The organism is Palaeococcus sp. (in: euryarchaeotes) (assembly GCF_053987695.1).
Map to the genome: position 1 here is coordinate 1 of NZ_JBMXHE010000002.1, position 25,721 is coordinate 25,721.

The 25,721-nt window shown below is 45.2% G+C and carries 22 protein-coding genes and 1 pseudogene; 9 read left to right on the forward strand and 14 right to left on the reverse strand.

Going from position 1 to position 25,721, the window contains the following annotated elements; all coding sequences use genetic code 11:
* The 3 genes and pseudogenes from ACXJGZ_RS00055 to ACXJGZ_RS00065 all read left to right on the forward strand — a co-directional run.
* A pseudogene (locus tag ACXJGZ_RS00055) lies at window positions 1–322 on the forward strand (hypothetical protein); the annotation flags it as partial.
* A gap of 4 nt (window positions 323–326) precedes the next feature.
* The gene (locus tag ACXJGZ_RS00060; protein WP_456397698.1) at window positions 327–1,115 is read left to right on the forward strand and encodes a 4-phosphopantoate--beta-alanine ligase; all 789 of its coding nucleotides are present in this window, start codon (window positions 327–329) and stop codon (window positions 1,113–1,115) included.
* A gap of 89 nt (window positions 1,116–1,204) precedes the next feature.
* The gene (locus ACXJGZ_RS00065) at window positions 1,205–1,351 is read left to right on the forward strand and encodes a hypothetical protein (protein ID WP_456321860.1); all 147 of its coding nucleotides are present in this window, start codon (window positions 1,205–1,207) and stop codon (window positions 1,349–1,351) included.
* Window positions 1,352–1,361: 10 nt separating this feature from the next.
* Here ACXJGZ_RS00065 and ACXJGZ_RS00070 read toward each other — a convergent pair whose 3' ends face one another.
* The 3 genes from ACXJGZ_RS00070 to ACXJGZ_RS00080 form a co-directional block, all read right to left on the reverse strand.
* The gene (locus tag ACXJGZ_RS00070; RefSeq protein WP_293257636.1) at window positions 1,362–2,093 is read right to left on the reverse strand and encodes a helix-turn-helix domain-containing protein; all 732 of its coding nucleotides are present in this window, start codon (window positions 2,091–2,093) and stop codon (window positions 1,362–1,364) included.
* 129 nt (window positions 2,094–2,222) lie between these two features.
* Window positions 2,223–2,717, reverse strand: coding sequence for a PUA domain-containing protein (locus tag ACXJGZ_RS00075; protein ID WP_456397699.1), 495 nt, complete (start codon window positions 2,715–2,717; stop codon window positions 2,223–2,225).
* Window positions 2,689–3,210 carry a YkgJ family cysteine cluster protein gene (locus ACXJGZ_RS00080; protein ID WP_456326235.1) on the reverse strand — a complete coding sequence of 174 codons (522 nt, stop codon included), beginning with the start codon at window positions 3,208–3,210 and terminating at the stop codon, window positions 2,689–2,691. The genes ACXJGZ_RS00075 and ACXJGZ_RS00080 overlap by 29 nt, the downstream gene beginning before the upstream one ends.
* A 62-nt stretch (window positions 3,211–3,272) precedes the next feature.
* Here ACXJGZ_RS00080 and ACXJGZ_RS00085 point away from each other — a divergent pair, with 62 nt between their 5' ends.
* Window positions 3,273–4,958: a M1 family aminopeptidase gene (locus tag ACXJGZ_RS00085; protein ID WP_456397700.1), complete on the forward strand. Its 1,686-nt coding sequence runs from the start codon at window positions 3,273–3,275 to the stop codon at window positions 4,956–4,958.
* A gap of 9 nt (window positions 4,959–4,967) precedes the next feature.
* On the opposite strand, the gene ACXJGZ_RS00090 is transcribed toward ACXJGZ_RS00085, so the two are convergent.
* Window positions 4,968–6,710 carry a tRNA uridine(34) 5-carboxymethylaminomethyl modification radical SAM/GNAT enzyme Elp3 gene (locus ACXJGZ_RS00090; protein ID WP_456397701.1) on the reverse strand — a complete coding sequence of 581 codons (1,743 nt, stop codon included), beginning with the start codon at window positions 6,708–6,710 and terminating at the stop codon, window positions 4,968–4,970.
* Window positions 6,711–6,784: 74 nt separating this feature from the next.
* On the opposite strand from ACXJGZ_RS00090, the gene ACXJGZ_RS00095 reads away from it, so the two are divergent.
* On the forward strand, window positions 6,785–7,540 hold the full coding sequence (locus tag ACXJGZ_RS00095; protein WP_456397702.1) for a Nif3-like dinuclear metal center hexameric protein: 756 nt from the start codon (window positions 6,785–6,787) through the stop codon (window positions 7,538–7,540).
* Window positions 7,541–7,572: 32 nt separating this feature from the next.
* Here ACXJGZ_RS00095 and alaS read toward each other — a convergent pair whose 3' ends face one another.
* The 3 genes from alaS to ACXJGZ_RS00110 all read right to left on the reverse strand — a co-directional run bounded on the left by alaS (window position 7,573) and on the right by ACXJGZ_RS00110 (window position 11,274).
* The gene (alaS, locus tag ACXJGZ_RS00100; protein WP_456397703.1) at window positions 7,573–10,299 is read right to left on the reverse strand and encodes an alanine--tRNA ligase; all 2,727 of its coding nucleotides are present in this window, start codon (window positions 10,297–10,299) and stop codon (window positions 7,573–7,575) included.
* A gap of 187 nt (window positions 10,300–10,486) precedes the next feature.
* Complete coding sequence (locus ACXJGZ_RS00105; protein ID WP_456321854.1) at window positions 10,487–10,852, reverse strand: hypothetical protein; 366 nt, start codon at window positions 10,850–10,852, stop codon at window positions 10,487–10,489.
* 158 nt (window positions 10,853–11,010) lie between these two features.
* Window positions 11,011–11,274, reverse strand: coding sequence for an initiation control protein YabA (locus tag ACXJGZ_RS00110; protein ID WP_293255102.1), 264 nt, complete (start codon window positions 11,272–11,274; stop codon window positions 11,011–11,013).
* Between the two features lie 275 nt (window positions 11,275–11,549).
* On the opposite strand from ACXJGZ_RS00110, the gene ACXJGZ_RS00115 reads away from it, so the two are divergent.
* Together ACXJGZ_RS00115 and ACXJGZ_RS00120 are read left to right on the forward strand one after the other, a co-directional pair.
* On the forward strand, window positions 11,550–13,097 hold the full coding sequence (locus ACXJGZ_RS00115) for an alanine/glycine:cation symporter family protein (RefSeq protein ID WP_456321344.1): 1,548 nt from the start codon (window positions 11,550–11,552) through the stop codon (window positions 13,095–13,097).
* A gap of 39 nt (window positions 13,098–13,136) precedes the next feature.
* Complete coding sequence (locus ACXJGZ_RS00120) at window positions 13,137–14,516, forward strand: alanine/serine racemase family protein (protein ID WP_456397704.1); 1,380 nt, start codon at window positions 13,137–13,139, stop codon at window positions 14,514–14,516.
* Window positions 14,517–14,695: 179 nt separating this feature from the next.
* On the opposite strand, the gene ACXJGZ_RS00125 is transcribed toward ACXJGZ_RS00120, so the two are convergent.
* Genes ACXJGZ_RS00125 through ACXJGZ_RS00135 form a run of 3 tightly spaced genes read right to left on the reverse strand, consistent with a single transcriptional unit; the run spans window position 14,696 to window position 16,927 of the window.
* Window positions 14,696–15,697 carry a tetratricopeptide repeat protein gene (locus ACXJGZ_RS00125; protein ID WP_456321346.1) on the reverse strand — a complete coding sequence of 334 codons (1,002 nt, stop codon included), beginning with the start codon at window positions 15,695–15,697 and terminating at the stop codon, window positions 14,696–14,698.
* The gene (gene otg, locus ACXJGZ_RS00130) at window positions 15,685–16,212 is read right to left on the reverse strand and encodes a methylated-DNA--protein-cysteine methyltransferase (protein ID WP_456321347.1); all 528 of its coding nucleotides are present in this window, start codon (window positions 16,210–16,212) and stop codon (window positions 15,685–15,687) included. The genes ACXJGZ_RS00125 and otg overlap by 13 nt, the downstream gene beginning before the upstream one ends.
* Window positions 16,199–16,927 (reverse strand): RNA methyltransferase, encoded by a 729-nt coding sequence (locus tag ACXJGZ_RS00135; protein ID WP_293255091.1) that lies wholly within the window; start codon window positions 16,925–16,927, stop codon window positions 16,199–16,201. Before ACXJGZ_RS00135 ends, otg begins: the two co-directional genes overlap by 14 nt.
* Window positions 16,928–16,973: 46 nt before the next feature.
* Between ACXJGZ_RS00135 and ACXJGZ_RS00140 the strand changes: the two genes are divergently transcribed.
* On the forward strand, window positions 16,974–17,870 hold the full coding sequence (locus ACXJGZ_RS00140; protein ID WP_456397705.1) for a 2-dehydropantoate 2-reductase: 897 nt from the start codon (window positions 16,974–16,976) through the stop codon (window positions 17,868–17,870).
* Between the two features lie 43 nt (window positions 17,871–17,913).
* Entirely contained in the window at window positions 17,914–18,507 is a 594-nt protein-coding gene (locus ACXJGZ_RS00145) for an ATP-binding protein (protein WP_456397706.1), read from the forward strand.
* A gap of 1 nt (window position 18,508) precedes the next feature.
* On the opposite strand, the gene ACXJGZ_RS00150 is transcribed toward ACXJGZ_RS00145, so the two are convergent.
* From ACXJGZ_RS00150 to ACXJGZ_RS00165, 4 genes are all read right to left on the reverse strand, one after another.
* On the reverse strand, window positions 18,509–19,648 hold the full coding sequence (locus ACXJGZ_RS00150; RefSeq protein ID WP_456397707.1) for a pyridoxal-phosphate-dependent aminotransferase family protein: 1,140 nt from the start codon (window positions 19,646–19,648) through the stop codon (window positions 18,509–18,511).
* An 85-nt stretch (window positions 19,649–19,733) separates the two neighbouring features.
* Window positions 19,734–23,561 carry an adenosylcobalamin-dependent ribonucleoside-diphosphate reductase gene (locus tag ACXJGZ_RS00155; protein WP_456397708.1) on the reverse strand — a complete coding sequence of 1,276 codons (3,828 nt, stop codon included), beginning with the start codon at window positions 23,559–23,561 and terminating at the stop codon, window positions 19,734–19,736.
* 184 nt (window positions 23,562–23,745) lie between these two features.
* Window positions 23,746–24,210 carry a phosphoribosyltransferase gene (locus ACXJGZ_RS00160; protein WP_456321353.1) on the reverse strand — a complete coding sequence of 155 codons (465 nt, stop codon included), beginning with the start codon at window positions 24,208–24,210 and terminating at the stop codon, window positions 23,746–23,748.
* A 148-nt stretch (window positions 24,211–24,358) separates the two neighbouring features.
* Window positions 24,359–25,690 (reverse strand): pyridoxal-phosphate dependent enzyme, encoded by a 1,332-nt coding sequence (locus ACXJGZ_RS00165; protein ID WP_456397709.1) that lies wholly within the window; start codon window positions 25,688–25,690, stop codon window positions 24,359–24,361.
* Between the last annotated feature and the right edge of the window lie 31 nt (window positions 25,691–25,721).

A 25,721-nucleotide genomic window follows, 5' to 3' on the forward strand; every position in this document is an offset into this window, starting at 1 on the left:
ACCTATTAAAGGAGATGCCATGTTAATCAAGTTTGCGGAGTCGCCGGCACCTTCGACGACAACCACGACTCAAACTACGACAAACATAACCACGACTACCACCTCATCTCCAACATCCTCAACCACAACGGAGATTACATCCACGACAACTAGTGAGAGCTCCACAACTACGCAATCCAAAGAAACGATTGTGGTAACAACGACGGTTTACACTTCCTCCGCGACTCCAACAACGACAAGTGAGGAGAAAGGGGGAGTTTGCGGGGTTGGATTCATACTCGGGTTATCGATAATTCCGCTCATAATAAGAAGGAAGAGGTGAAATAATGGGAGAATTCAAAGTTCCAAAGTCCCATCCAAGATATTGGAGCCTTTACTACAGGCACAAGATTGAAGAAGCCCTGGAAGCGGGGATTTTAGCAAAGGCGGGTACAATGGCACATGGAAGAGGAGAAGCCTTTGACTATCTCATAGGCGAAAGAACCATAGAGCCTGCTGAGAGGGCAATGAGAGCTGCAGTTGCAAAGCTCCTACTTGCAAAGCATCCCGTGGTTTCCGTAAATGGCAATGTTGCGGCTCTTGTCCCTAAAGAAACCATAGAGCTCGCCAAAGTGCTTGACGCAAGGCTCGAAATAAACCTCTTCTATCGCACTGAGGAGCGTGTGAGGGCTATAGAAGAGGCTTTGAGGAAGCATGACCCTGATATAGAAATACTCGGCATAAACCCGACCAAGAGAATCCCAAATCTGGAGAGCGAGCGTGGAAAAGTCGATGAGGAGGGCATATGGAAAGCTGATGTCATTGTGGTTCCCCTTGAAGATGGCGATAGAACGGAGGCGCTCGTTGCGATGGGAAAGTTTGTGATAACCGTGGACCTCAATCTCCTTTCAAGAAGTGCTAGAATGGCGGATATAACCATCGTGGACAACATAATAAGGGCGTATCCTAGGATGATTGAGATTGTGGAGGAGCTGCGGGAGAAGTCGAAAGAGGAGCTTGAGGCGATTTTAAAGGGATACGACAACGAAAAAACGCTGAGTGATGTTTTGATTTATATCCGGGATAGATTGGGGGACCTTGCAAAAGAGGGGATCTGGAGGAGAAGAGAGCTTTAACTTTAACTTTAAAAACTTTAACTCATCGGGCGGGAAGACCTCTTCCGAAAGGGAGGGGATGAAAGCCCGAAAGCCTTAAATATCTCCATTTGAAAAGGGGTTTAGATGAAGGGCTGGGACAGCCCGGACTGCCTGTGGAGGGAAGACCTCTACCCCGCCTCGTGCCTTATCGGGCAGTCATCACGGGGCAAGTCTTCCTGATGAAGCAGGAAGCCCCACCCTTACGGACGGGGTAGTTCACAAACTTTAAATCTCCTTTTCCTTCTTTTCCACAAGCCTTCTCAGGTTCATTATAAGTGTCTCCTCATTCTCGACGTGAGATATCACGAGGGGGACCCTTTCCCTTTCAGCTATCTTGACGGCAAGTTCGTCTAATTTTTTGACTCCATGGAGGATAACAACAGCTGGCTTCATCCCCTGAACCCTTATGGCTATCATTGGGCTCCTTCCCGTGGTTACTTTCGTGAATATAAGTGCCCTCTCCGTTGTCCAGCCATAGAGCTTTAGGAAGTCCTCGCTGCTCATCTCAAGAATCGCATGGATGCTGTCGACCACAGTGTAACCATAGAGCTTTCTATCGAGCAAGTCCATGTTGGCGACTATCTCACCTTTTATTGTATCAACGAGCTCCTTAATTGTAACTGGAAGAGAAAACTCCCTCATATCAAGAATGGCTTCCGTTGGCAGGTCGCTCCCTATGGTTTTGCTGAAAGCCCTTATTACATTGCTTCCACGCTTCTCATCTATGCTTATCAAAGCTTCCACGAACTTCCGGATGGTAGAAGCACCCGGGCTTTTTCTCCTTCCTCCTTCATAATCGCTGATCACAGAAGAGGAGACTCCTAAAAAATCTGCTAATTCCGTTTGGCTGACCCCAAAAATCTCCCTCCACTTTCTCATGGTTTTCCCGGGGTCTGCTGAAAGCGTTATTTCCCCTGCTATCCTCTTCGCTAGGGCTTCTTTCTCCTTTTCCAACATGGATTAGTATTCGCACAAAAAACATATAAGCTTTTCGGCAATTGCCTACATACTGTTAGGATTATTGTGACATGCTTAACAATAGTAATAGTATAGTTTTAGTCTCTTAAGGGCATTATCTGGGATTGCCTAACTCTTGTGTCTCCTCAAAAACTCTCCAACGTCTGTTATATTCTTTATGAAATTCCTCTGGATTAATCCAAGTCCAAGAACAATCCCGTTCTCATCAAGGATCACAAGTTTCCTGCTTCCCTTCCATCTGTACTCCCTCACGCCTTCTCTGAAAACTCCCTTCCCAGTTGTGAACATAAAAGCTGAGCGGGGCTTCAAAACGGCGTAATTTCTCTCAACGTTCACGAAATAGAAGAACTCTATGTTGGGGTAGAACTTCTCGACATCTACCTTTATGGTTCCAACGAAGGTTCCAAAGGCGTAGGGCTTAATTTTCATGCTTTCTATAGTGTTCCACACGTTCTCATTGATGGCGTAAACATCTCTGAACCTGCCCTCCACTACCCCAAAGAGCTCGTGGGTGAGCTTACCGTATTTTTCAGCCTCCTCCATTATGAGGTCAAGCTCCCGGGAGGAAGCTCTCCTATAGCGAAGTTCCACTTTTATCACCATCCAGCATCTCATTAAATCTATCCATATCTGTCATGTCCAATTCTCTCTTAAATTTCAAGCCAAGTTCTGCTATTTCTTCTCTTCTTATGATTCTATCACCTTCACCAACTCCCGGGCAATTCTCATCGTAGTAGATCCAGAGCTTCTCACCTCCATATTCAAGTGGCTCCTCTCCTTCAACACCCAGCGGTTTGTGAGAAACCATAAATGGATAAATCTGACAGATCAGGGGCTTATACTCGTGGATTTTACACTTTCCCGTTTCGGGATCTTGGAAAATACAGCCCAAGTCCCACTCTCTATATGATAGCACAAATCTTATCTTCCCCTCTGAACTTGTCAGGGTGATAAATTCTTCTACATCATGTCCATTTTCGGATATCCGCCTTATATCATAGAGTGTTAGATAGATGAAGCGTTCTTTACAGCAGTCGAGGCAAAACTTGCACTCAAAGCTTACATCTTTTTTCAGGGGTCTGGGTTTAAACCTCATGCTTTCCCTCATGTGGATTAAGGCGTCGAAACTTTTAAATTTCCCGAATGGGAGATGAAAACATGAAAGCACGTTTTTCCATGGTAATTATTGTGATAATATTCACCGTAACCCTACTACTGGCATACACTCCGCTGAAGGTCTTTGAAGGGATTACATTTTCAAAAACAAACAATGTGAAGCTTCTCTTCGAGAGGAGCGGCACAATCAGCGGGGCAAAAGTTCACATCTCACTGGATGTAGCCTTCGATGGGTGGAACACCAGCATCACTGGAGTTCAGGAGGTTGAGCTCTCCCTAAAGTCACCTGCTGTTGTTCCCTTCCTCTTCGAGAATTCGTCCATTTTGAATATGAAAATTGAGAGAATTGAGGTAAGCGGTGCGGAAGCGGCTTTAAAGGCGTTTCATGATGGAAGGTATGATCTCCTTCTTCTTAACATCACTCCAACGGATGATGTTCAGCGTATTAAAATTCTCTACACTTCAGACTATCAACCCCTGCTGGATATAAACACAAGAGATCCAATTGAATGGGAAATAGCGTCAAATAAAAATTTCTTTTATCTCCCGCCTGAAGCATACATGCCTGTTCCTGGATTAAAAGGGAATTTCACAGTGGAGGTGGAATCATATCCCGAAGGATATACTCCTGTGGGCATTCTAAAATTATCGAGCGCTGAATACAAAGCACTTCTTCCGGAGAAGAACACTTTCCATACTCACGGGAACAGATTTTACGTCCTCTTCGGAAAGTGGAATGTCTATAGGAAGAGCGTCGCAATCAATGGAAAAAATGTGAATGTGGTAGCTCTTACCGATGAGGGGAATGTAACGGATGAGATTACAAAGATACTCAAGGTTTATTCCTCTTATCTCATTCCCTATCCTTATGATGAGATGATCTACATACGGGTTAAAGGGCATGCCGAATACAGCGGGCATGGTCTTTACGGTGGAGCGTTGGCGACCCAGTTTAATAAGGTTGTTCCCCATGAGGTCGCTCACAACTGGTTCGGTGCATATGCCAACTTCTGGATACTGAATGAACCATTTGCCACGTATGTCTCGATTTCTCTGAACAATCTAACCCTCGAACGCGTGGATCTATGGGAAGGGCTCTGTTTTAGTTCAAAGAGAAGAACACCAATAGTGAAGATGAGAGGTGTGGATATATCCCGGATGAGCGACACGACCGCAAACCTTTACTATCGTGGGGGCTTCATCCTCCGCTCCCTTCAGTTCGTCGTTGGCAACGAGACATTCTTTAAGGGGCTTAGGGAGCTTCTTGAGGTTTGCCACGTTAAAGAATGCACAAAAACTGAAGAAACGCTAAACCTGCTCAGGAAAATTTTTGAAAACTCAACACATCAAGATCTGGATTGGTTTTTCAAAGAGTGGTTTTACAGAGCAGATTACCCAAATTTCACGGTTTCCACCTTAAAGCTCATTCAAAATGATGGAGGATACAGTTTAATGCTCAACATAAGCGAGGAGAATGGCTTTGCAATGCCCCTTGAGGTGAAAATTGTCACACCGACGGAGAACATAACGAAAAGAATTTTCGTGAACAGCTCGTCGGTTTTGAGTGTTGAGACCAGAGAGAAACCCATAATGGTGATTTTAGATCCCAACGACTGGATTGCCAATGTTAATGGTTCATCCTATAGACTCAACTGGGAGAAACTTACATTCGAGAAAATCGAGAAAGAGGAAATGGAAATCAACGGGATAAAGATAGTTATAAACTGAGTCAGGTATTCAGGCTCTACCCGTTATAAAATCTGCATATCCCTTTTTATCGAGCCTTTTGCTCACGTAGGGCCCGTCCTTTCTATAGCCGAACTTCCTGTAGTAGTCCCTCACTCCAACGCCGCTTATAATGAGCATTTTTTTCACGTCAAACTCTTCTCTAGCGATGCGCTCAGCTTCAGCTAAAAGTTCCTTTCCATAGCCGCGGTGTTGCCATTCATATTTGGGCTTCCCTCCTATGGGTACTAAGGGCCCGTAGACGTGGAGTTCTCTAACAATCGCCGAGGAGATGCGGTTTATCTCTTTTCTATGAGCTTTTTCGCTTGGAATTCTCAGGCGAATAAAGCCTATGAGAATATCATTTTTCACATCTTCGAAACTGAGGAATATCTCTCTACCTCCACTGGCTTCGTAATCTTCTCTAAGGAGTTTAATGTGCTCTATCTCGGGCTCTACCCCAAAGTTCTGCATCATGTGGCCCACTTCTCTAAACCTTATTTCCTTCGGCTTTATACCACGCTTTATGAGTTCATTGAAGACAAGCTGTCCCAAATTGGAGTGCTTGACACCATCCACTACCAGCTGCACAGGAATATCCCTCTGGATTCTCATTACACGAACCCATTTTGGAAGGAACTTATAAACCTCCACGAGCAACTTGACTGCATCTTCGGTGTGATATGGCTTGTATTTTCCCTGCTTCCACCATTTGTAGAGCACGGTGTCCCCCGTAACCAGCGTGGGGTAAACCTTGAGCATGTCCGGTCTGAATCTTGGGTCTTCAAAAATGATCTTAAATGAGAGTAAATCCCTCTCAAAGTTGCTTCCCGGCAGACCGGGCATCATGTGGTAGTTTATCTTTAAGCCGGCGTCCTTTAGGAGCTGTGTTGCTTTAATCGTATCCTCAATCGTGTGCCCTCGTTTAACGCGCTCATAGATAAAATTGAAAACTGTTTGGACTCCAAGCTCAACCCTAGTTGTCCCAAGGTGGAGCATCCTGTCTATCTGTTTTTCCATTGCCCAGTCAGGTCTGGTTTCAATCGTAAGTCCTACCATTCTAACCTTTGCTCTCTCATTTTTGCGCTGCTCATCTTCAAGGTAGTAGTAGGGTTTTCTGTGTGTTTTCTCCCATGCACGTCTAAATAGAGGATCCTCATCAACTTCTCCAAAAAGGACTGCCCTTCTTATCTTTCCCTCAAGATCTTCGATATCCTTAAAGTATGGAAAATCATTCATTGCCTTGAATGCCTCTTTTATAAACCATTCTTGATAATCAAGATCAACAGCGGGGAAAGTTCCGCCCTGAATTATGACCTCTACCTTGTCTACATCATGCCCTATGTCGTAGAGCTGCTTTAAGCGGTTCATCATAATGAGATAGGGGTGATAGGCATTTTGAAGTGCTCTAAGAGCCGAAGGCTCTTTTCCCGTGTAGCTTTGAGGTGAACCTTCTCCGGGACCTCCAGGACAGTAAATGCAGCGTCCGTGGGGACATGGGAAGGGCTTTGTCATCATTGCAACGACTGCAACGCCACTTATGGTTCGGGTAGGCTTCTTTTTGAGGAAATCCTTGAACTTTTTCCTCTCTTCTTTTTTCATTGCCCTGAGAATGTCCGAATTAGCAGGAATTTTGCTCAGATGATACTTTCTCGCAATTTTGATTTTAAAGGTATTCAACTTCTTCCTATCCTTAATCTCGCCGGAAATTATGGCATTTGCAATCTCCTCACAGGCTTTCCAGTAATCCTCCATTTCTCTCACCTTTGGTTTAACAAAAGTAGGGATGTTTAAAAATGTTGCCTGCGGAGTATAGAGGGGTGAGTGTGGTGGCGGATCTTCATGGAATCGTAGGATTTCTCGATGAGTATTTAAGAATTAACGAATTTCCGGATAAATCGAGGAATGGCCTCCAGGTTGAGGGGAAAGGCGAGGTCGAGCGCATTGCATTTGCCGTTGACGCATGCATGGAAACCTTTGAGAGGGCTTTAAAGGGCAATGCAGACATGCTCATAGTGCATCACGGCATCATATGGGGAGGAATAGAATACGTTAGAGGACTGGTTCAGAGGCGCTTGAGGTTTCTCCTGAATGATGAATTAAACCTTTATGCTGCCCATATTCCATTAGATGCCCATCCCGAAGTTGGAAACAATGCCCAACTTCTCAAACTTCTGGAACTGGATCCCAGAGAGCCCTTTGGGGAGTACAATGGAGTTTACATAGGGTTTACAGGGGAGTTTGAGGAACCAAAGCCTGTTTCTTTAATAGCTCAAAAACTTGCCGAGGGGCTGGACACGAATGTTAGGAGCTTTGAATTTGGCGGGGAGGAGGTGAAGAGCATTGCTGTGATGAGCGGGCTCGGCAGCTCGAGCATTTATGAAGCCGTTGAAAAGGGGGTAGACCTCTTCATAACGGGGGAGTTCCTCCATCAAGACTTCCATGTAGCAAAGGAGGGAGGGGTTAACGTGATTGCAGCTGGACATTATGCCACCGAAACTCTGGGAGTTAAGGCATTGATGGAAATTGTTAAAGGAAAGTTTGATGTAGAAGTGTTTTTCATAGATGCTCCAACTGGATTGTGAGTGAAGATTAAAAAGAGTCAAAAGATTGAAAATTAGAGCTTCTTCTTCACTTCTTCCAAAGCTTCTTTTGCTTTTAATATGTTCTTTATCTTCCCTTGTGCTAGGTCTTTCTTTCCTCCTCCCCCACCACCGGCTACGGAGGTGATAATCCTCACGAGATCTCCGGCTTTGTGATCCACATTATCACCAACGGCAACCACTACGGCACCGCTGTCCTCACTTATTATCGCTATCACCCTGTTGGGCTTCTTTAGCTTTAAAGCTGCTTCTCTGAGGTGTTCTATGTCTCCTTCCACAACATCCCCTATAAATTCAATATCTCCTATCTCCTCCACCTTACTTTCGAGCTCGTAGACTAAAAGTTTGGCGAGCTCTCTCTTCAGCTTTTCTACTTCCTTTCTGGCGTTCTTCCATTCATCGAAGAATTTTTGGGCTGTATCCGGGAGCTTCTCGGGAGGAACCCTAAATATGCCGCTCGTCCTCTTTATTATGCTCTCGCTCTCCTGCATCCACTTTATGGCTGCCTCCCCAGCGGCGAATATAATCCTCTCAACTCCATCCTGTATTCTCTCCGTCCTCAGAATCTTTATTGGACCTATGAGCCCGGTATTTGGTAGATGGGTTCCACCACACGCCTGAACATCCCAGTCTTTTATGTTCAAAACCCTGATGACCTTCCCGGGAACGACGCCTCCCTGATAAAGTCTAAATCCATACCTCTGCTCTGCTTCTGTTCTTGGAAGCCACTCCCATCTTACTTCCCTGTTTTCCATTACGACCCTGTTGGCAAGGCGCTCGATTTCCCTAAGCTCCTCCTCACCTATACGCTTGTAGTGGGCTATATCAAGTCTTGCCCAGTCCGTATGAAGCTGCGAACCGCTCTGCCACACATGACTTCCCAAAACCCTAACCAAGGCACCCATTAGAACATGGGTTCCCGTGTGGTGTCTCATGTGCTGTATTCTCCTCTCCCAATCGATTTTTCCATGGACTCTTTGCCCTTCCCTGAACTCCATGCGTTCAACTTTGTGCAGGATTACCTTTCCTACCTTCTGCACATCGAGGATTTTTATACCATCTAGAGTTCCTAGGTCGCATGGCTGTCCTCCACCCTCGGGGTAGAATGCCGTTTGATCCAGAACTACCCACTCCCCAAGGATTTTGAGCACTTTCGCGTCAAACTCCTTCATCATTGGATCCTCATAGTAGAGGGTTCTCGTGTCGGGCAAGTCTTGAAGGAGTTCGAAATCCACTATGCTCTTTTTTTCCTCCTCTTTGACCGTTCTTTCGGCTTCCTTTGCAACCAGCGTGTAGAAGTTGTCAGGTATGTGAACCCTTATTCCTTCCTTCTCAGCCACTTCCTTAACAATTTCGGGGGTCAAACCATGGCTCTCGTAGTATAATATCAGATTCTCAAGGGGGATCTCATCCTTTCCACTTTTCTTCAGCTTTGCAACCTCGCGCTTCACCAGGTTGCTTCCCCTCCTCAGCGTTTCCTGATAGCGCTTCTCCTCAACGTCTACTATGTCGAGAATTACATCCTCCATCTCCCTAAACTCAGGATACGTTTTATGGAGGGCTTTAATGTGCATTGCCACTATCTCGCTCAGAGGAGCATTGATGCCAAGTTCCCTCATGTTCCTTATGCTCTTCCTTATTAATAGACGCGCCAGATAACCAGCTTTAACGTTCGACGGAATTACACCGTCGGCGAGCATGAAGGTTAGTGCCTTTGTGTGATCCGCTATGGCGTAAATAAGCTCATATGGCCTGACAGCTTTTTCGAGCTCCTCAACACTTATCCCCACCTTGTTTGCCACCTCTCTCCTCAGCACCTTCAGGTCGCCCATGTCCTCTATATCAAACATTCCGGCCAATCGTGAGTTTTCCATGAGTATACGCTCGTCTATCCTATCAACGCCTGCCATTCTCTTAAGTGGCTCCACGACATAACCCAAAACGGCATCATAAGCTGTTGGGGTTCCTTGGCTCATCCAAACGAGCCTTTCCAATCCATAACCCGTGTCAACAACTCTAGTTTCCATTGGAACGTATTTATCCCCCTTAATCTCGACAATTTGACTTGGATCAGCGTTTGGAGGAGCCAGCTTGTACTGCATGAAAACGAGTGTAGCAACTTCTAAGCCTCTGTAGAGAACTTCAAAGGCCGGACCGGCGTTTCCTCCCCCTGCCCAAGGATTTTCTTTGAATGTTATGTCCTCCCCCTTCATTCTTAAGTCCTTTGTGAAGAATTCATAGGCATATTCAACGGTCTCATCCATCCAGTATATCGGCTTTTTGGGATAGTTGAAGGCATGATGAGCCATCATCTCGAATATCGTGAAGTGTCTTCCGGTTATTCCGACGTTGTCTATGTCCGTGAATCTTATTGAGGGCTGGCTTATCGTGAGCGGATTGGCCGGAGGATCGGCTTCGCCACTTATGACCCACGGCTGGAAGTCCATGATTGAAGCTCCAACGAGGAGAACGTCGTCTCTCCAGCGGGGTAGAACGGGATAGCGCTTAACTCTCCCGTGGCCGTTGCGCTCGAAGAAACCCAGAAAAGCCTCACGCATCTCTTCAAGGGTGTACTTCTTCGGTATCCCCGGCTTTCCTATGAAGGCGTACTCGTCACAGGGCGGATCTCCACAGGTCTCTCTATCCGGGTCGAGCGTCCAGAAGTATTTCCCGCACTTGGGGCACTTTTTTCTAACCCATCCTTCCTCCTTGAACATCCTTGTCGTCATATCCATTGACATAACAATCACCTCTATGCTATAATCAAAAAATAGGGGAGGTGTTAAAAAAGGCTTTCGTTTGCTTCTAAGATACTGTTAGGGTTTGAGTTTTTGATGATTCTTCAGAAAAAGAAGCCATCTCTCGCAGTGGTGATGCCCCGTTATCCTGACAGTACCGCTTCTAAAATATAAAAACAAAAACCAGTTATCATCTGACCGCGATGCTCACTATAAGGTGGGTCAGGATTAGAAGAGGCACTATTATGAGAACGATGGCTGTTGCTACTGAAGCGAGGGTGCTTGTGACATCATTTAGGGGCAGCTGTGAAGCCATTGAATCCAGATGATATGCAATGTTGAAGAGAGCATCTTGGCCCTTTTCAATGGCTGTTAGGACGCGGGGTGTAGTTTCATTTACGGAGGCAGTTACAACCTCGCTCTCATTTAGAGTCACTGTCATGAACTCGTTATTTTGGCCTCCATGGAATCCTCTAACTATGTAATAGCCGAGATTGAGATGGAATACTGCTATGATAATCAAGAGTATCAGCACAGCATTGACTAGTTTTCCCATTGCTCCTTCCCCCTGCAACTCTGTTGCAGCTAAAAGTTTATTTTTAGCGTTATTCTAGCCATCTGATTCGTAGGGGGTCTGAGAATAGATTTTAGATTCATCAGTTATTAACGTACTTCAATTATTTAAGCCTTACGCCCATATGCTCTATGGAGATATCACCTCTGTTCGTCATCCTCATCGAGGAGTATTATGGGAAATTTCATCTTTTTGAGGATTTCAACCATCTGAGCATACGTTTTCTGAAGTCTCTCAAGCTTGTATCGCAAATTCTCATTTTCTATGGCTAGATTATTAACCTCCTCTGTTTTGGCTTGAATTTGGGCTTTAAGTTGGATAACCTCATCCTCAAGCTCGATTATGGATTTTTCAAGCCTCTCAATTTCTTCATAGAGATCCTTGCATATTCTTTCCTTCAGCATCTTTAACACCGGTCAGCCCCGCGAAACATCTTCATCATATCAGTGGGCTCCAGACTCATCATTCCAGATAGTTCTTGGTAAATGAGGTATTTATAAATTGCCTCGAAAATTTTGCATAAATTCTTTTTCATATGTTTAATAGTCAAACAATATTCCATAAACCTTAAATAAGTGAAGTGGATTTAAATTATATTTGTAAAGTACATCGACGTCAGTATACCTGCTTTAGTGAACTCTCAGGAACTTCAATGAAACAATATCTGGGAGGTGTTTGTATGGGTGCAGTAATGGATTTTATAAACTGGCTTGATGGTATAGTTTGGGGTCCTCCCATAATGATTTTACTTGTTGGTACAGGGCTTTTCCTTAGTATAGTACTGGGGGGAATCCAACTTAGACGTCTTGGGTGGTCTATTCGCTTTACCCTTTTCCAAGGAAGGAAGAAGCAGGGTGAAGGGGATATTACGCCATTCCAGGCATTGATGGCTACTATTGCAGGAACCGTAGGTATAGGTAACATAGCTGGTGTTGCAACGGCAATCTACCATGGTGGTCCTGGTGCTCTGTTTTGGATGTGGGTGACTGCTGCGGTCGGTATGGCCACCAGATATTCAGAAGGTCTCTTAGGAGTTGCATTTAGGGGCAAACTCCCCGACGGAACAATGATTGGAGGTTCTTTCAATGCCCTGGAAAAAGGATTTAAAGAAGCTGAAATATCACCAAATGCAAGGTACTTAGCAACAATATTTGTGTTGATATTTGCTGCATTTATAGGATACGATGCCACAAAACTCGGTGGAGGATTAATGATAATAGCCTACATAATAGCACTACTGTTCCTGATACTTGCATACTACCTTGCGAGAGGGCATGCCATGGCATCGGTAGGGAAAGTTCTTGGAATCCTATTCTCCATGTTTGCAGCAATTGCAGCTTTTGGTATTGGAAACATGACTCAATCAAACTCTCTGGCACTTGGAATGAACGTGGCATTCCATGTTCCGTTCTGGGCAACTGGCCTAGCCTTTGCAATCCTAACGTTCATCGTTACCATCGGTGGAATTAAAAGGATAGGTGAATTCACAGAGGCTCTGGTTCCCTTCATGGCAATAGTCTACTTCATCTTTGCAATTGGCGTATGGATAAAATACGCGGGACACTTGCCAAGTGCAATAGCCTTAATATTTAGAGACGCTTTCACGGGGAAGGCTGTTGCCGGTGGTGCTGTTGGTACAGTTATAAGATGGGGTGTTGCCAGAGGTCTATTCTCCAACGAGGCAGGACTTGGAACAGCGAGTATGGCACACGCCGCTGCTAGGACAGACAACCCATCGAGACAGGCACACGTTGCAATGCTGGGTCCATTCATTGATACGATTATAATCTGTTCACTCACGGGAATTTCAATCGTTGCTACGGGTGCATGGCAGACGGGTAAGACGAGCACCGCTTTGACCCAGGAAGCCTTTGCAAGGGCATTTGGACATGTCGGTGAGGTCATGGTCGTTATAGGTGTTATCCTCTTCGCCTACTCAACGGTTCTTGCATGGAACTTCTACGGAAGGCAGAACATAATGTACTTGGCAAAATGGCTTGAGAAAGATCCCGAGAAATTCGCAAAACTCTATCCAAGGCTTCACCTTATCTACAACATACTCTGGGTGATCTTCATATACATCGGTGCAACAACGGTCCTGGAGAATGTTTGGACATTCTCGGACATGATGAACGGTCTAATGGCCATACCCAACCTGCTCGGGCTGGTGGTGCTGTACACCGTCATCAAGAAGTACACGAACGAATTTATAGCCGCCAATCCATAACGCCTTTTCCTTTTTCTAAACAATTTTGGAGGGAGTTCTATGAGTTTTGAGTATCCTAAGATTGTGGTTAAGCCTCCGGGGCCTAAGGCAAAGGAGCTCATTGAGCGTGAGAAGAAGGTTGTTTCTCAGGGGCTTGGTGTCAAGCTCTTCCCGGTCGTCCCGGAGAGAGGTTATGGGGCATTGATAGAGGATGTGGATGGGAATGTCTTCATAGACTTTTTAGCCGGCGCTGCTGCGGCTTCAACTGGGTATGCTCATCCAAAACTAGTAAAGGAAGTTCAAGAACAAGTGAAAAAGATACAGCATTCGATGATAGGGTACACATACAGCAAGAGGGCTATAGAAGTTGCTGAGATTTTGGCTGAAAAAGCTCCCATAAGGGATGCAAAGATTCTCTTCGGGCTCAGTGGAAGTGATGCAATGGATTTAACAATGAAAATTGCGCGTTTTGCCACGAGAAAACCGTGGTTTATCGCCTTCATAGGGGCATATCACGGACAAACCTATGGAGCAACTTCCATAGCGGCATTTCAGAGCTCTCAGAAGAGGGGTTTTTCCCCAATGGTGCCCAACGTGGTTTGGGTTCCATATCCAAATCCCTACCGTAATCCATGGGGAATAAATGGGTATGAGAATCCTGCAGATCTTATAAATGCTTTCCTTGATTATCTGGAGCACTACGTACTTGCCCATGTAGTTCCCCCGGATGAAGTGAGTGTTTTAATTGCAGAGCCTATTCAGGGCGATGGTGGAATAGTGGTTCCCCCCAAGAACTTCTTTAGTGAGTTGAAGGGAGTTCTTGAGGAACATGGAATCCTCCTAGCGATGGATGAGGTTCAAACGGGCATCGGGAGAACGGGCAAATGGTTTGCAAGCGAACATTTTGAAGTTGAACCCGATTTCATAGCCTTTGGAAAGGGCGTTGCAAGTGGGATGGGACTAAGTGGAGTTATAGGAAAAGCGAAACTTATGGACATGACCAGCGGAAGTGCCCTCTTAACCCCTGCAGCAAATCCCGTGATCTCAGCAGCTGCCTATGCTACTCTCAAGATAATAGAGGAAGAAAAGATACTCGAAAATGTCAATAAAGTAGGAGAGTTCATCAGAAAGCGTCTCCACGAGATGATGGAGCGTTACGAGGTTATCGGAGATGTGCGGGGAATGGGCTTGATGAATGGTGTTGAGATAATAAAGAGCAATGGAGCACCTGATCCGGAGCTTACAGGAAAAATATGCTGGAGGGCTTTTGAACTAGGTTTGATACTTCCGAGCTATGGCATGTTTGGAAACGTGATAAGGATAACACCTCCACTCGTAATTACGAAGGAACAGGCTGAAAAAGGCTTGGAGATAATGGAGCAGGCTTTGAAAGATGCCTTAGCGGGGAAGGTGGTGCACAGAACGGTTACGTGGCATTAATGAATTTTCCTTCATAATTTGCTTTTTAAAGCCTCTTTCCTATTTTTATGGTTGGTGTCATGATCAAGGAGTTCCTTGCTAAATAGAGAAAGAGATGTCCCTTTGTCAGGACTATAGAGAAATGGCGCTTTGAAAGGAGAAAAAAACAAATTTGAAGTGAAATCTGTTAATAAAAAGGGTTAAGTTTCTTCAGAACCCTTCATTATCTGTTTTCTATATTCTTCATACTTCCTCTTTGCGTCTTCTGCCTTCTCCTTATCGCCGAGATATTCATATGCTTCTGCTACATGCTTCCACCACATAGGATCTTCTTCCGCCTCTTTGATGCAGTATTCAAGGAACTTTTCGTATGCCTCACGGGCGAGCTCTTCATTCCCGAGTTTGTGCGCTATGTTTCCAACATCCTCCCAGAAAACACCCTCTTCTTTGGCTTCACCTTCATAATACTTTAAAGCTTTCTCCCAAGCCTCTCTAGCCTTATCTTCCATCCTAAGATCCTCATAAAGTTCAGCCACGTCCTCCCAGAACCACGGTTCTTCCTCGGCATACTGCTCAAGGGCTTTAGCTGCACGCTCCATATCTCCTGCCTTTTTCCAGTATTCATGGGCTTCCTTGAGATAGTATGTATCCTTCTCTTTCTCATAGAGCTTCTCATAGATCTCGGCTGCTTTTTCATACTTCTCCGCCTTTTCATAAGCCCATGCTGCACTTTCCATCCATCCAAGCTTTTCATACATCTCAGCTGCTTTCAGATAGTTTCCTTTCTTCTCATACTTCCTAGCCGCCGCTTTGTAATTTCCTGATCTTTCGAGGCTCTCTGCACTCTTGAATCTGTCCATTAAACCCAAATCCGGTTCGCTTATGTACCATATCCCGAAAACCAGTCCCAGAACGAAGAGGACTATTATCCCTCCCACGATTTTAAGATTCTGCCATGTTGCACTTAAATATGTGGCGTAGGCGCTTAGAGCTGTTGGGATAACGAGATAGGCCCCATACTTCCAGCTCTCGGCATAGAGCGTTAGCGCTAGAAAGAAAGCGAGCATCAATGTTACTCCAAGGAATCCAAGGCTTAATACAATCCTTATAAGCATCAAGAAGCCCCATTTGTATATTATGCCTGCTGCTATCGCTAAAACTAGGATGAGGAATCCTATTATGTAAGCTTTCAGCTTGTCCACTTTTCCACCCCCTCTATTTCGAGCAGGAATTTTTTATATTCAATTTTTGGCGTGTAGTAACCAATACCATTTGATGAGACAACCCTGTGACAGGGAACCACTATTGGATAGGGATTTCTCTTCATGGCTCCTCCAATGGCTCTCGGTGAGGTTTTTACTATATCTGCCAGTCCTTTGTAGCTTATCACTTCCCCACGTTTAACCTTTTTTGTTAGTACCTCATAAACTTTCCGCTCAAAAGGAGTTAATCCTCTGAGGCTCAGAAGTTTGAATGCCTCTTTATTATCCATTTCCCCGATAATTGTCCTAAAAATAATCTCTGGAAGTTCACTCTCCCCTTCTTTGAGATCGATCGTGACATCTCTTTTGATCAGGAATGATGTCAAGTTTTTCAGCCTCTCATCGAGAAAATCCCTCCCATCAAGCGAAAAAATTATTCCATGGATCTTTCCATTGTGGATGACTGCTATCCACATTTTACGCCCCTTAACTTCAAATGACTCAATCGTCAGCATGTTTACACCTCTTAAGCTCTTCAACTGCCCTTCGTAAGGGCCCCAAAATTGCATGGAGCTCTCTTTCATAGATAAAACTTCTTCCCAGCACCCGGCGCATCATAATCTCCGTGTATTTCTTTTTATAGTTATCCCTTGGGGTATCCAGAACTCTCATGAGCTCTCTCCAGAACTGGATGAATATCTCTCTATCCCTCCTCGTTGATGTTTTTATAGTACTGTCCTCTGTTCTTCTCTTATAAAGCTCATACAGGATTACAGCAACCGCGTGACTTAGGTTCATTATGGGATATTCCTCGCTCGTTGGTATAGTCACGGTGAAATCAAGCTTCTCAAGTTCTTCATTGTTGAGTCCCCTACTCTCCCTTCCAAATACAATTCCCAATTTTCCCTCTATAGAAGGTAGTCTCCTCGCAAGACCCTCTGGGGTTATTGGACTCCTCTGGGGTATATATCTCTGTCCTCCAACTCCACTTGTCCCGATGGCAAAATTGACAAGATTTAATGCCCCATCCAGATCTTCCACGATTTTTGCATTCTCCAATATATCAACTGCATGAACAGCAAACTTTCTCGCAAGCTTGTCCTTTGGATTAACCTTCGGACTAACGAGGATAAGCTCTTTAACCCCGAAATTCTTCATAACCCTTGCTATTGAACCCAGATTTATGGGATATTCGGGCTCTACTAGGATCACGGCTATCTCCATATTCATCGGAAAGGCTTTAAGCTTTCTTTTTAAAAATCCTTTTGGTGGGAAGATGAGGATTTATGTTCTCGGCGCGGGTTCTATCGGTTCTCTCTTTGGGGGTTTGCTCTCCAGAGGAGGGCATGAAGTCCTACTTATTGGAAGAGAGAAGCACGTGAAGGCTGTAAATGAGAAGGGTCTTAGAATTACGGGTGTTGAGGAGTTCGTGACCTACCCAAAGGCTTCTCTTTATGCTCCAGAGGAGACTCCGGATCTTTTAATAGTATCCACAAAAGCTTATTCAACAAAAACAGCCTTAGAGTGTGCGAGCAGATGCATAGGAAAGAATACGTGGGTCCTGAGCATACAGAACGGGCTGGGAAATGAAGATCTCGCATTAAACTACACTAGGAAAGTTCTGGGAGGCATAACCACCAATGGAGCGGCGATGGAAAGGTGGGGGGTAGTGAGGTGGACCGGAAAGGGAATAACCAGAATAGGCGTCTATCCAAAGGGTGAAGACGATTTTGTCGGGGATGTCGTGAGAGTGTTTAATGAGGTAGGAATTAAAACTGAAGCCAGCACAAACATAATTGGATGGAAATGGATCAAAGTTATTGTGAACTCCGCGATAAATCCCATAGGGGCTCTTTTGGAAGTTAAAAATGGTTATTTGCTCGAAAATGGATACTTACAAGGGATTTTGGTGGAAATTGCTAGGGAAGGATGTCAGGTAGCACAGCAGCTTGGAATAGAGTTTGAGGAGCACCCTATAGATGTTATAATTGATACCCTTGAGGACACAAAGGATAATTACAACTCCATGCTTCAGGACATTAAAAGGGGGAAGAGAACCGAAATAGATTATATAAATGGCAAAATAGTTGAATATGCGGAGAGTATCGGGCTAAAAACCCCTATGAATGAGCTCCTTGTAGCACTGATTAAAGCGAAGGAGAATCTGAGGTGAAGGTTTATATTTTCTCCCGGCGTATATTTTATGGTGATTAAAAATGACGGTTTACATATTTACTCCAGAAGATCTTCTCAGATATGGAAGCATAAATGAGGAGCAGCTTGAGCTTTTGAAGAAAACCCTTCTAGAAAAAGATGACATTTTAATAGTTGGAAGGAACCGAAGCGGTAAAACAAAACTCGTTGAGGCACTAGTTCACTTAATCCCGGAGGAATGGAAAATAGCTGTGGTTACAGCCTATAACGAGTTTAAACCCTTTAAAGGGAACATACATATAATAAACACGGAGTTTAATTCAGAGTCTCTCGAAAGGAGGACGGAAGAGGTCATAGAACAGATAAAAAGGCTAAATCCTGACTATGTTATCATAGACACACTCCACACGGTGAGCGTCCCTCAACTCCTGAAAAAGCTCATAGATGAATATCCCTTCATAATTACATCGCTCGTGCTCTCAAATGACCTAATCAGTGAGATAAAGCACTGGCTTAAGATTGATGAGGATACTCTTGGGAAGTTTGAAATCGTGGTGAAGCTTGCCTTTGACTTCAGGACACATTCAAGAAGCGTTGATGCTATCTACAGAATTGCAGAAGAGGGAGAAAAGGTAAAACTCGAAAAGATTCTCTAGCTCACTTTCTCAATTTTTCCACGACTTCCTTAAGGTTGGCGAGCATCTCTTGAATGTCCTCAAAGGTCATGTATCCCATGTTTCCGATTCTAAAGGTCTTCTCCTTTATTCCCTCACCGTAGCCCTTGGCCAGCTCAAAGCCACGCTCGCGCATTGCATTGTAGATCTCAACTCCCTTAACTCCTTCAGGGGTTAATACTGCTGTAATTGTTGGACTCTCATAGCCCGGCTCTGCCAGTATATCCAAGCCCATTTCCCTAACTCCGCTTCTTATCATCTCGCTTCTCTTCCTATACATGCCGAGCCACTCGTATTTGCCACCCATCCTCTCTATTATCCTCAGGACAACGTTTAATCCAAACTCCTGCGGCATTGCCGGGGTTGAAGGCGGTCCCTGCTTCTCGTTCTGCACCTTTATATATCTCGGGATATCAAAGTACCATCCCTTTTCCTCCATTCCACGCGCTATCTCGATGAACTCCTCGCTGAAGGCTCCAATCGCCAATCCCGGCGGAACACCAAAGGCTTTTTGGGAGCTTCCAAAGACAACATCAATTCCCCATTTTGTGACTTTGATGTCGGCACCGCCCATCGCACTTACGGCATCAACGAAAACAAGCTTTCCATGCTCTTTTGCAACTTTAGCCAGCTCGGGAAGTGGATTGAGAACACCTGTGGATGTTTCGTTGTATGTTATCGTCACTGCTTCAACATCAGGGTTTTTCTTTAATGCCTCGTCAAGATCCTCGGGCTTTGCGGCTTTTCCTGGCTCGTATTCAAGGGTTATTGCTTTCCGCCCGTTGCTTTCAACCACCTGCTTGTACCTCTTCCCAAAAGCACCGATTACCGTTACGAGAACCTTTCCGCCCTTGGAAACGCCGTTCCTTATGCTGGCTTCCATTACTCCAGTGCCGGAGCTTGGAAATAGGAGAACCTCTCCCCTCTCAACTTCGAGGAATTTTTTAAGCTTCTCAACTGTATCAACATGCATCTCTTTGTATTCAGCCGCACGGTGGCTGAACATCTGCACCTTCATTATTTCAAGAACCTCAGGAAAGCATGCAACAGGGCCTGCCGTGAAAAGCCTGTATTTTGGTTTCACAATTTCGTAAACCTCTTTGTAAGCATCCTCAAACTGCATGGTATCACCTCATTCGAGAATAGTTTCATAAATATAAAAGTCTATCTCTAAGGAAAACCTGTACGGTACTGGAAAAAGGAAAGGGTCAGGAGATGACGCACTTGCTCCAGCCACACTTTGGACATGTGGCACATCCACTCTCCATTCTAAGCTCCACAAGTTCTCCATCCTTCTCATAGCAGACAGGGCAGTATACAACCCCAAGGAGCTCTTTAATATCCTTTGACGGTTCCTCCTTCTTTGGGGCGGGTGTTCTGTTTATTGTAAAGGTTATTCCCTTCTTTCCATTGCTCCCGTTTATTATTGCTTTCACATCTATGAAGCGTTCCAGCCATGGTTCCCTTTCAACAATGTCCTTCAAGACTTTAACGGCATAATCACTTGGTTTTGCCTTGATACGCTGCTTTTTCTGTCCCTCCACATTATAAACCTGAACGCTTAGAGAGCCATCCCTGTAGACGGTCACACCCTTGCATCCCAGTTTGTGGGCTATGAGATAAGCCGCTTTGACATCCTCCACAGTTGCATCGTTTGGCATGTTTATGGTCTTGCTTGCGCTATCGGTGAGCCACAGCTGAATTTCAGCCTGTGCGAGCAAATGATCGAGCCAGTGCACGTCCATTGAAGTTACAAAGATTCTTTGCATATCTTCTGGAATCTCCTCAAGACCCTGGATGCTTCCGTAGTTATCGCTTATCTTCTGGAGTATTTCATCGCTGTACAGTCCCCTCCTCTTTAGCTCCTGCTCAAAAACGGGATCAACATAGTAGAACTCTCCCACAGTAACGCTCTTTTTGTAAACTAGGGCAAATATTGGTTCTATCCCACTGGAAGTATCGGCAATCATTGAGACGCTCCCCGTGGGCGGGCATGTAGTAATCATACCATTTCTAACACCGTATTTCTTAATTTCATCAACGAGTTCATCCCATGGTAGGTTCCATATCTCCCGGTGATAGAAACCCTCGACGGGCAGTTCGCCCTCGGAGTACTTTGTTCTTTCATAGAGCGGAAATGTACCGCGCTTTTTGGCAGCCTCAACGCTGTACTTATAAGCATAGAAGGTGAGGTATTCGGTGGCCTTGCGCATGAAGTCATAACCTTCCTTACTGTTGTACGTTATACCGAGCTTAAAGAGGGCATCTGCTAAACCCATTATTCCGACACCTATTCTTCTCGTGAGCTTCGTGTTGTGATCTATCTCGGGAAGTGGAAACTTATTGACATCTATTGCGTTGTCGAGGTATTTTGTCACTCTCTGAATCACATAAGCATACTCATCCCAGTCAAAGTATGGCTTTCCGTTTTCATCATATCTCACAAATTTTGCAAGGTTTATAGATGCCAAGTTGCATGATTCGTAGTCATAGAGAGGCTCTTCTCCGCAGTTGTGGCTCATGAAGCCGTTGCTTATGTAACTGTGCTCACCTGGGACGGTGAAGTCGTAGACGATCTCCTCGCCAAGCACGTCAATGCTCTCGACCGTGACTATCGCTTCGTCCCTCTTGGTCTTCTTGAGGCTGAGTTTCTCCGTCTTGTATCCTTCGAAGCCTATGTTATCCACAAAAAGCTTTCTACTGTAGTTCGCTATTACGAGTTCATAGTAGCCCCCGGCTTCGTAAGTTCTCTCCTTGCCGTTCTTGGTGGTGTACTTGAACTCGCTCTTATACGGCCTCTCGTATATCTTGGACAGGATTCCAAAGAGCAGCAGTAGGTTCTGAACGTCCCGGAGGAGCTCTCTGTCGCGGGAGGTCAGCCTTATCGCCATGTCATTGTCAACGTAGCCGTCGGCGCTGAAGAGACCGCGGAGGAATGAAGCAATCTCGTTGGGTTTAAGCCGGTATACCAGCTCTGGAACGCGCTTTTCATTAGTCTTAACGATGTTTTCAATCCATTCATATGCCTTTCCGCGAACACCGAGCTTAATCTGGTTGTCGTAGCGGTGTGGTTCAGCCTTGATTCCGAAGTGTTTAACCAGTATCTCTCTGACCTTCCAGGCGATTTCTTCCTCCTTCTCGGCATTGAAGTAGAACCACGCCCTTTTATCCTTGGTGTTGAGGTATCCATCCCCGATGAACCATCCTAGGACGAAGGCGATATCCTCACCTATGCTCTCGCTTCCAAACTCGTCCTCGACTTCGAAACGTGGCAGGATTATTTTATCGCCAGGCTTAAGATCTTCTACCTCCTTCCAGCCTTCTGGCGTCATCAATCTGTGGTCAAGCGTTGCCGTTATCTCGTAGCCTTCCTTGGTCCTGACTCTTGCGACGGTCTTCTTTCCGACCTTCCAGACGTAAGCCGGAACCGCTATTGGGTCGGCTATCACCAGCTCTTTGCCGTGAGCCGTTCTGTACTCGACCTTTTCTTCTCCGGGCAGGAGAACTTCAACGGAGTACGCGTAGGGTTCACCTTTCTCTGCTATACCCTCCACTGCCACGGCTTCCCTCTTTCCGCGCTCCTTTGCGAGGCGGAAGAGCTCTTCAGCCTTTATGTAGCCTTCTGGCGTCAGAACCCTGGTCTCGCCGACAACACACGGGTTGGTAGCCCGTATTTTTTCACCCTTTGCAGGCTCGAGAACGTTTCTTTTGTTGATAACATCGAAGAAAACCACACCTGGATCTGCCTTGCTCCACGCCATGAATGCGAGCTCCTCAAAAAGTGCCTTGGGGTCGACCTCCTTCTTCTTTTCCCCGTTCCTCGGGTTTATAAGTGGATACTTCTTTCCTTCCTTGAGGGCTTCCCAGAAGTCCTCCCAGAGCCCCACGCTTATGTTGAAGTTGCTTAGGACGTTTGTTCCCACGTTCTTCTCCTTCGCGTGGATGAATTTCTCGACATCGGGGTGCCAGACTTCGAGAATCCCCATGTTAGCCCCCCGTCTCACGCCGCCCTGCTTTATGACATCACTAACGGCATCTATGAGGTGCATGAATGATATGGGCCCACTTGCAGCCCCCGTTGTGGTTCCAACAATATCACCCTCAGGGCGGAGTTTTGAGAAGTTTAAACCTGTGCCACCCCCCATTTTTTGTATGATGGCTACATCGTGGGCAGCTTTCATTATGCTCTCCATATCGTCCTCTATGGGCACAACGAAGCATGCCGAGAGCATTCCCAAAGGTCTCCCCGAATTTATCAATGCTGGAGTGTTTGGCATGAATATCTGGGAGGTCATGAGTCTAAAGTACTCCTCAACCTCATCTTCATACTCATCAAACTCTCCATGTTCGATCATTTTAATGAGTTCATCTATGCTTATTTTCATATGCCCTTTCTGAGCAAGCTCCTCATAGAGGTTTAGCAAACGTTCGAAATGATATTTGTTGAGCTTGAATCTTCCGATGCTGAGTTTTCCGTCGTATTCATCCATAATTTCATGGTAGTAAATCAAATTGCTCAAATCCTGCTTGAAGCCCCCCTCTTTGGAGAATACTCTCTCGTCGTAGAGGATGTCGGGGATGACGGCAAGGGTAGCGACGCGCTCAAAAAGCTCCTTCGGGCTCTCTATTATCTTCCCTTCCGTGTTTTTTATTAAATACCTGCTGGCAAGAACCCTCAAAGCGTTTATCGAGAATCTCTTATCGATATCATCGAGCTTGTCCTTGTTCAGTACCTTTCTCTTCTCTTCCCTTATCTCCGCTTTCTTTTTTCTATAGATGATATAGGCCTTTGCGACATTAAAAAGACCGTTGCGCATCAACTCAAGCTCCACAATATCCTGAATATTTTCAATATTTGGTATCTGCCCATCGTAGAGCTCATTAATCCTTTTTACAACTGCCCTCAAAACCTTCTCTAAAAGTTCTTCATCCCCTACTCCTACTTCAAGCATTGCCCTTTTTATGGCCCACTTTATACGCCCTTCATCGAAAGGCACAATTCTACCATCCCTTTTCATCACTTTTTCAACCGGCATACAAACACCCCGTCATTTTATCTGAACATTTTTGCATAGTTGTTAGAATGATGGGTAGTATAATGAAGGGTGTTGAGTGCTAAAAGGTTTGCCCATTAAGAGTTGGCATGATGGCAATATTGCAAAAAAATTTTGAACGACGAATTAAAAGGTGTGGAAAAAAGTTGTCGGATAATTTATCCATCTACTCCCTCGAAACCGCTGGAAATTCCTCCCATGGGAAGACTATCCACTTGTCCGTCCTGAATACGTAGAAATCGGGAACTACTGAGGTCCATGGTTTCATTGAGAGGCATACAACTTTTATTTCCTCGGCCCCGAGCCTTTTAACTTCTTCTATAACGACTTCAAGTGTTTTTCCTGTATCGCTGACATCATCCACTATTGCGACCTTCTTTCCTTTTAAATCCCCGTGAATGGGTATTCTTATCACGGGCTTTTCATTGTGGGTTCCGATATCTACATAAAACTTTACATCTACAACCCTTAGCTCTATATCCCCCAGAATATGGCTTAATCTAACCGCGGGTATTAATCCCCCTCTGGCGACCCCAATAATCACATCAGGCATGAACTTCTTTCTGAGCTCATCTGCGAGTGAGAATATCGCTCTATCAATCTGCCACCAGGTTAGATAGACCTTATCCATAACCTCCCCCTCCTCTGATGATAAAGAAAATGGTCTCGAGGGTTTAAAAATCTACCCTATTATGTCTCTTGACTGGTTGGATATTCACATGTGAGCATTTAGCATCTCTACCGGCCATCTGAGCCAATGGCGGGAATTAAGGTGAAATCTACTCTTCTATGTTCTCAAGGAGCCGCAGTCCTTTGCTGCTCAGCTTGTAGTAAATCCTTCTACCTCTTTTATACGCTTCTTCCACAAGCCCCAATGCTTGAAGCTCCTTTATATGCTGGTAAACAGCTTGGTATTTCATGGGCTTTGCAAGCTTTTCCCATATCTCATACCCATAGCTCGGGGAATCCCGGAGTATCCTAAGTATTTCAAGTTTTGTTCCTGTTATCATAGACCTCTCACGCTCTTCATAAACACTCTTTAGCCCTGAACCTGTGATAACGAGGGCTATTTTGTCATCCTTCTCGAAGTAACCATCTTCTTTGAGTTTGAAGAGTGCGGGTACCACAACGGCTGAGGCATACTCCGCAAAGACACCTTCTTTTGCAAGGGCTTTCTCCCCAAGATCAAGCTCTTCTTCATTCACAATGACAGCCGTTCCACCGCTTTCCCTGACGGCTCTGACCGCTTTTTCCTTGTTTATGGGTTCTCTAACGTAGAGGGCTAGAGCCTTTGTAAATTCTGTTTTACCACTTATATCAAGGATTTCGCTTGCAATTGGAGAGCATCTCTCGGTCTGAACTGCTACAAGTCGGGGCATCTCCTCTATGGCACCAATTTCTAGGAGCTCCCTAAATCCTTTGTATATGCTGTAGAGGTTGCTCCCGCTCCCCGTGGGAACTAGGATATGAGTTGGCATCAAATCCTCCCATAGTTCAAATGCAAGGGTCTTTTGCCCCTCCAGCCCTATCAGATTGCTCGAAGAGGTTATATCGTAGAGCCCATTAAGCTTGGCAAGCTCCTTCGCATAGGGGATTGCATCGTCCACGCTCTCTCCGTATCGAATTATCTTTCCCCCGAAGGCTATCATCTGAATGAGCTTTCCCTTATCAACCTTCTTGGGAACGACCAAAAAAGCGTCCCTGTTGGCTCTTGCGGCATATGCTGCCAAAGAAGCGGCACTATTTCCATCGCTCGCAACTATAAACCCATTCTCTGCATATGGAAGGCCGTATGAGACGGCAACCGTCACGAATCTATCCTTAAAAGAGCCCGTCGGGTTTCGGGTCTCATCCTTGATGAATATATTTAAATTAAGCTCCTCACCGAGTTTGGCTTTAAAAAGAGGGGTGCCTCCTTCCCGCATGCTTATCACTTTTCTAACGTCCGGAAGAAGCTCTTTATACCGCCATACTCCCCTGTTTCTTCCGCTCCACCTTTTCACGTCCACTATTGAATAATCATAGGTAATCTCAAGCTCTTCCCCGCAGACACATTTTGGAGGTATTACCTTTGAGTAAGTTCTACCGCACCGAGGACACTTTACTTCCATGCTTTCACCATAAGGAATAGGAAAGGAAAGT

Coding starts and splice junctions, on each gene's coding strand:
- alaS (WP_456397703.1), bottom strand. CDS start 10,299: ATGTCAATGGATATGACGACAAGGATGTTCAAGGAGGAAGGATGGGTT.
- ACXJGZ_RS00085 (WP_456397700.1), top strand. CDS start 3,273: ATGAAAGCACGTTTTTCCATGGTAATTATTGTGATAATATTCACCGTA.
- ACXJGZ_RS00140 (WP_456397705.1), top strand. CDS start 16,974: ATGAGGATTTATGTTCTCGGCGCGGGTTCTATCGGTTCTCTCTTTGGG.
- ACXJGZ_RS00110 (WP_293255102.1), bottom strand. CDS start 11,274: ATGCTGAAGGAAAGAATATGCAAGGATCTCTATGAAGAAATTGAGAGG.
- ACXJGZ_RS00070 (WP_293257636.1), bottom strand. CDS start 2,093: ATGTTGGAAAAGGAGAAAGAAGCCCTAGCGAAGAGGATAGCAGGGGAA.
- ACXJGZ_RS00060 (WP_456397698.1), top strand. CDS start 327: ATGGGAGAATTCAAAGTTCCAAAGTCCCATCCAAGATATTGGAGCCTT.
- ACXJGZ_RS00075 (WP_456397699.1), bottom strand. CDS start 2,717: ATGGTGATAAAAGTGGAACTTCGCTATAGGAGAGCTTCCTCCCGGGAG.
- ACXJGZ_RS00155 (WP_456397708.1), bottom strand. CDS start 23,561: ATGCCGGTTGAAAAAGTGATGAAAAGGGATGGTAGAATTGTGCCTTTC.
- ACXJGZ_RS00145 (WP_456397706.1), top strand. CDS start 17,914: ATGACGGTTTACATATTTACTCCAGAAGATCTTCTCAGATATGGAAGC.
- ACXJGZ_RS00115 (WP_456321344.1), top strand. CDS start 11,550: ATGGGTGCAGTAATGGATTTTATAAACTGGCTTGATGGTATAGTTTGG.
- otg (WP_456321347.1), bottom strand. CDS start 16,212: ATGCTGACGATTGAGTCATTTGAAGTTAAGGGGCGTAAAATGTGGATA.
- ACXJGZ_RS00160 (WP_456321353.1), bottom strand. CDS start 24,210: ATGGATAAGGTCTATCTAACCTGGTGGCAGATTGATAGAGCGATATTC.
- ACXJGZ_RS00165 (WP_456397709.1), bottom strand. CDS start 25,690: ATGGAAGTAAAGTGTCCTCGGTGCGGTAGAACTTACTCAAAGGTAATA.
- ACXJGZ_RS00090 (WP_456397701.1), bottom strand. CDS start 6,710: ATGGAGGATTACTGGAAAGCCTGTGAGGAGATTGCAAATGCCATAATT.
- ACXJGZ_RS00150 (WP_456397707.1), bottom strand. CDS start 19,648: ATGCAGTTTGAGGATGCTTACAAAGAGGTTTACGAAATTGTGAAACCA.
- ACXJGZ_RS00135 (WP_293255091.1), bottom strand. CDS start 16,927: ATGAATATGGAGATAGCCGTGATCCTAGTAGAGCCCGAATATCCCATA.
- ACXJGZ_RS00080 (WP_456326235.1), bottom strand. CDS start 3,210: ATGAGGTTTAAACCCAGACCCCTGAAAAAAGATGTAAGCTTTGAGTGC.
- ACXJGZ_RS00105 (WP_456321854.1), bottom strand. CDS start 10,852: ATGGGAAAACTAGTCAATGCTGTGCTGATACTCTTGATTATCATAGCA.
- ACXJGZ_RS00120 (WP_456397704.1), top strand. CDS start 13,137: ATGAGTTTTGAGTATCCTAAGATTGTGGTTAAGCCTCCGGGGCCTAAG.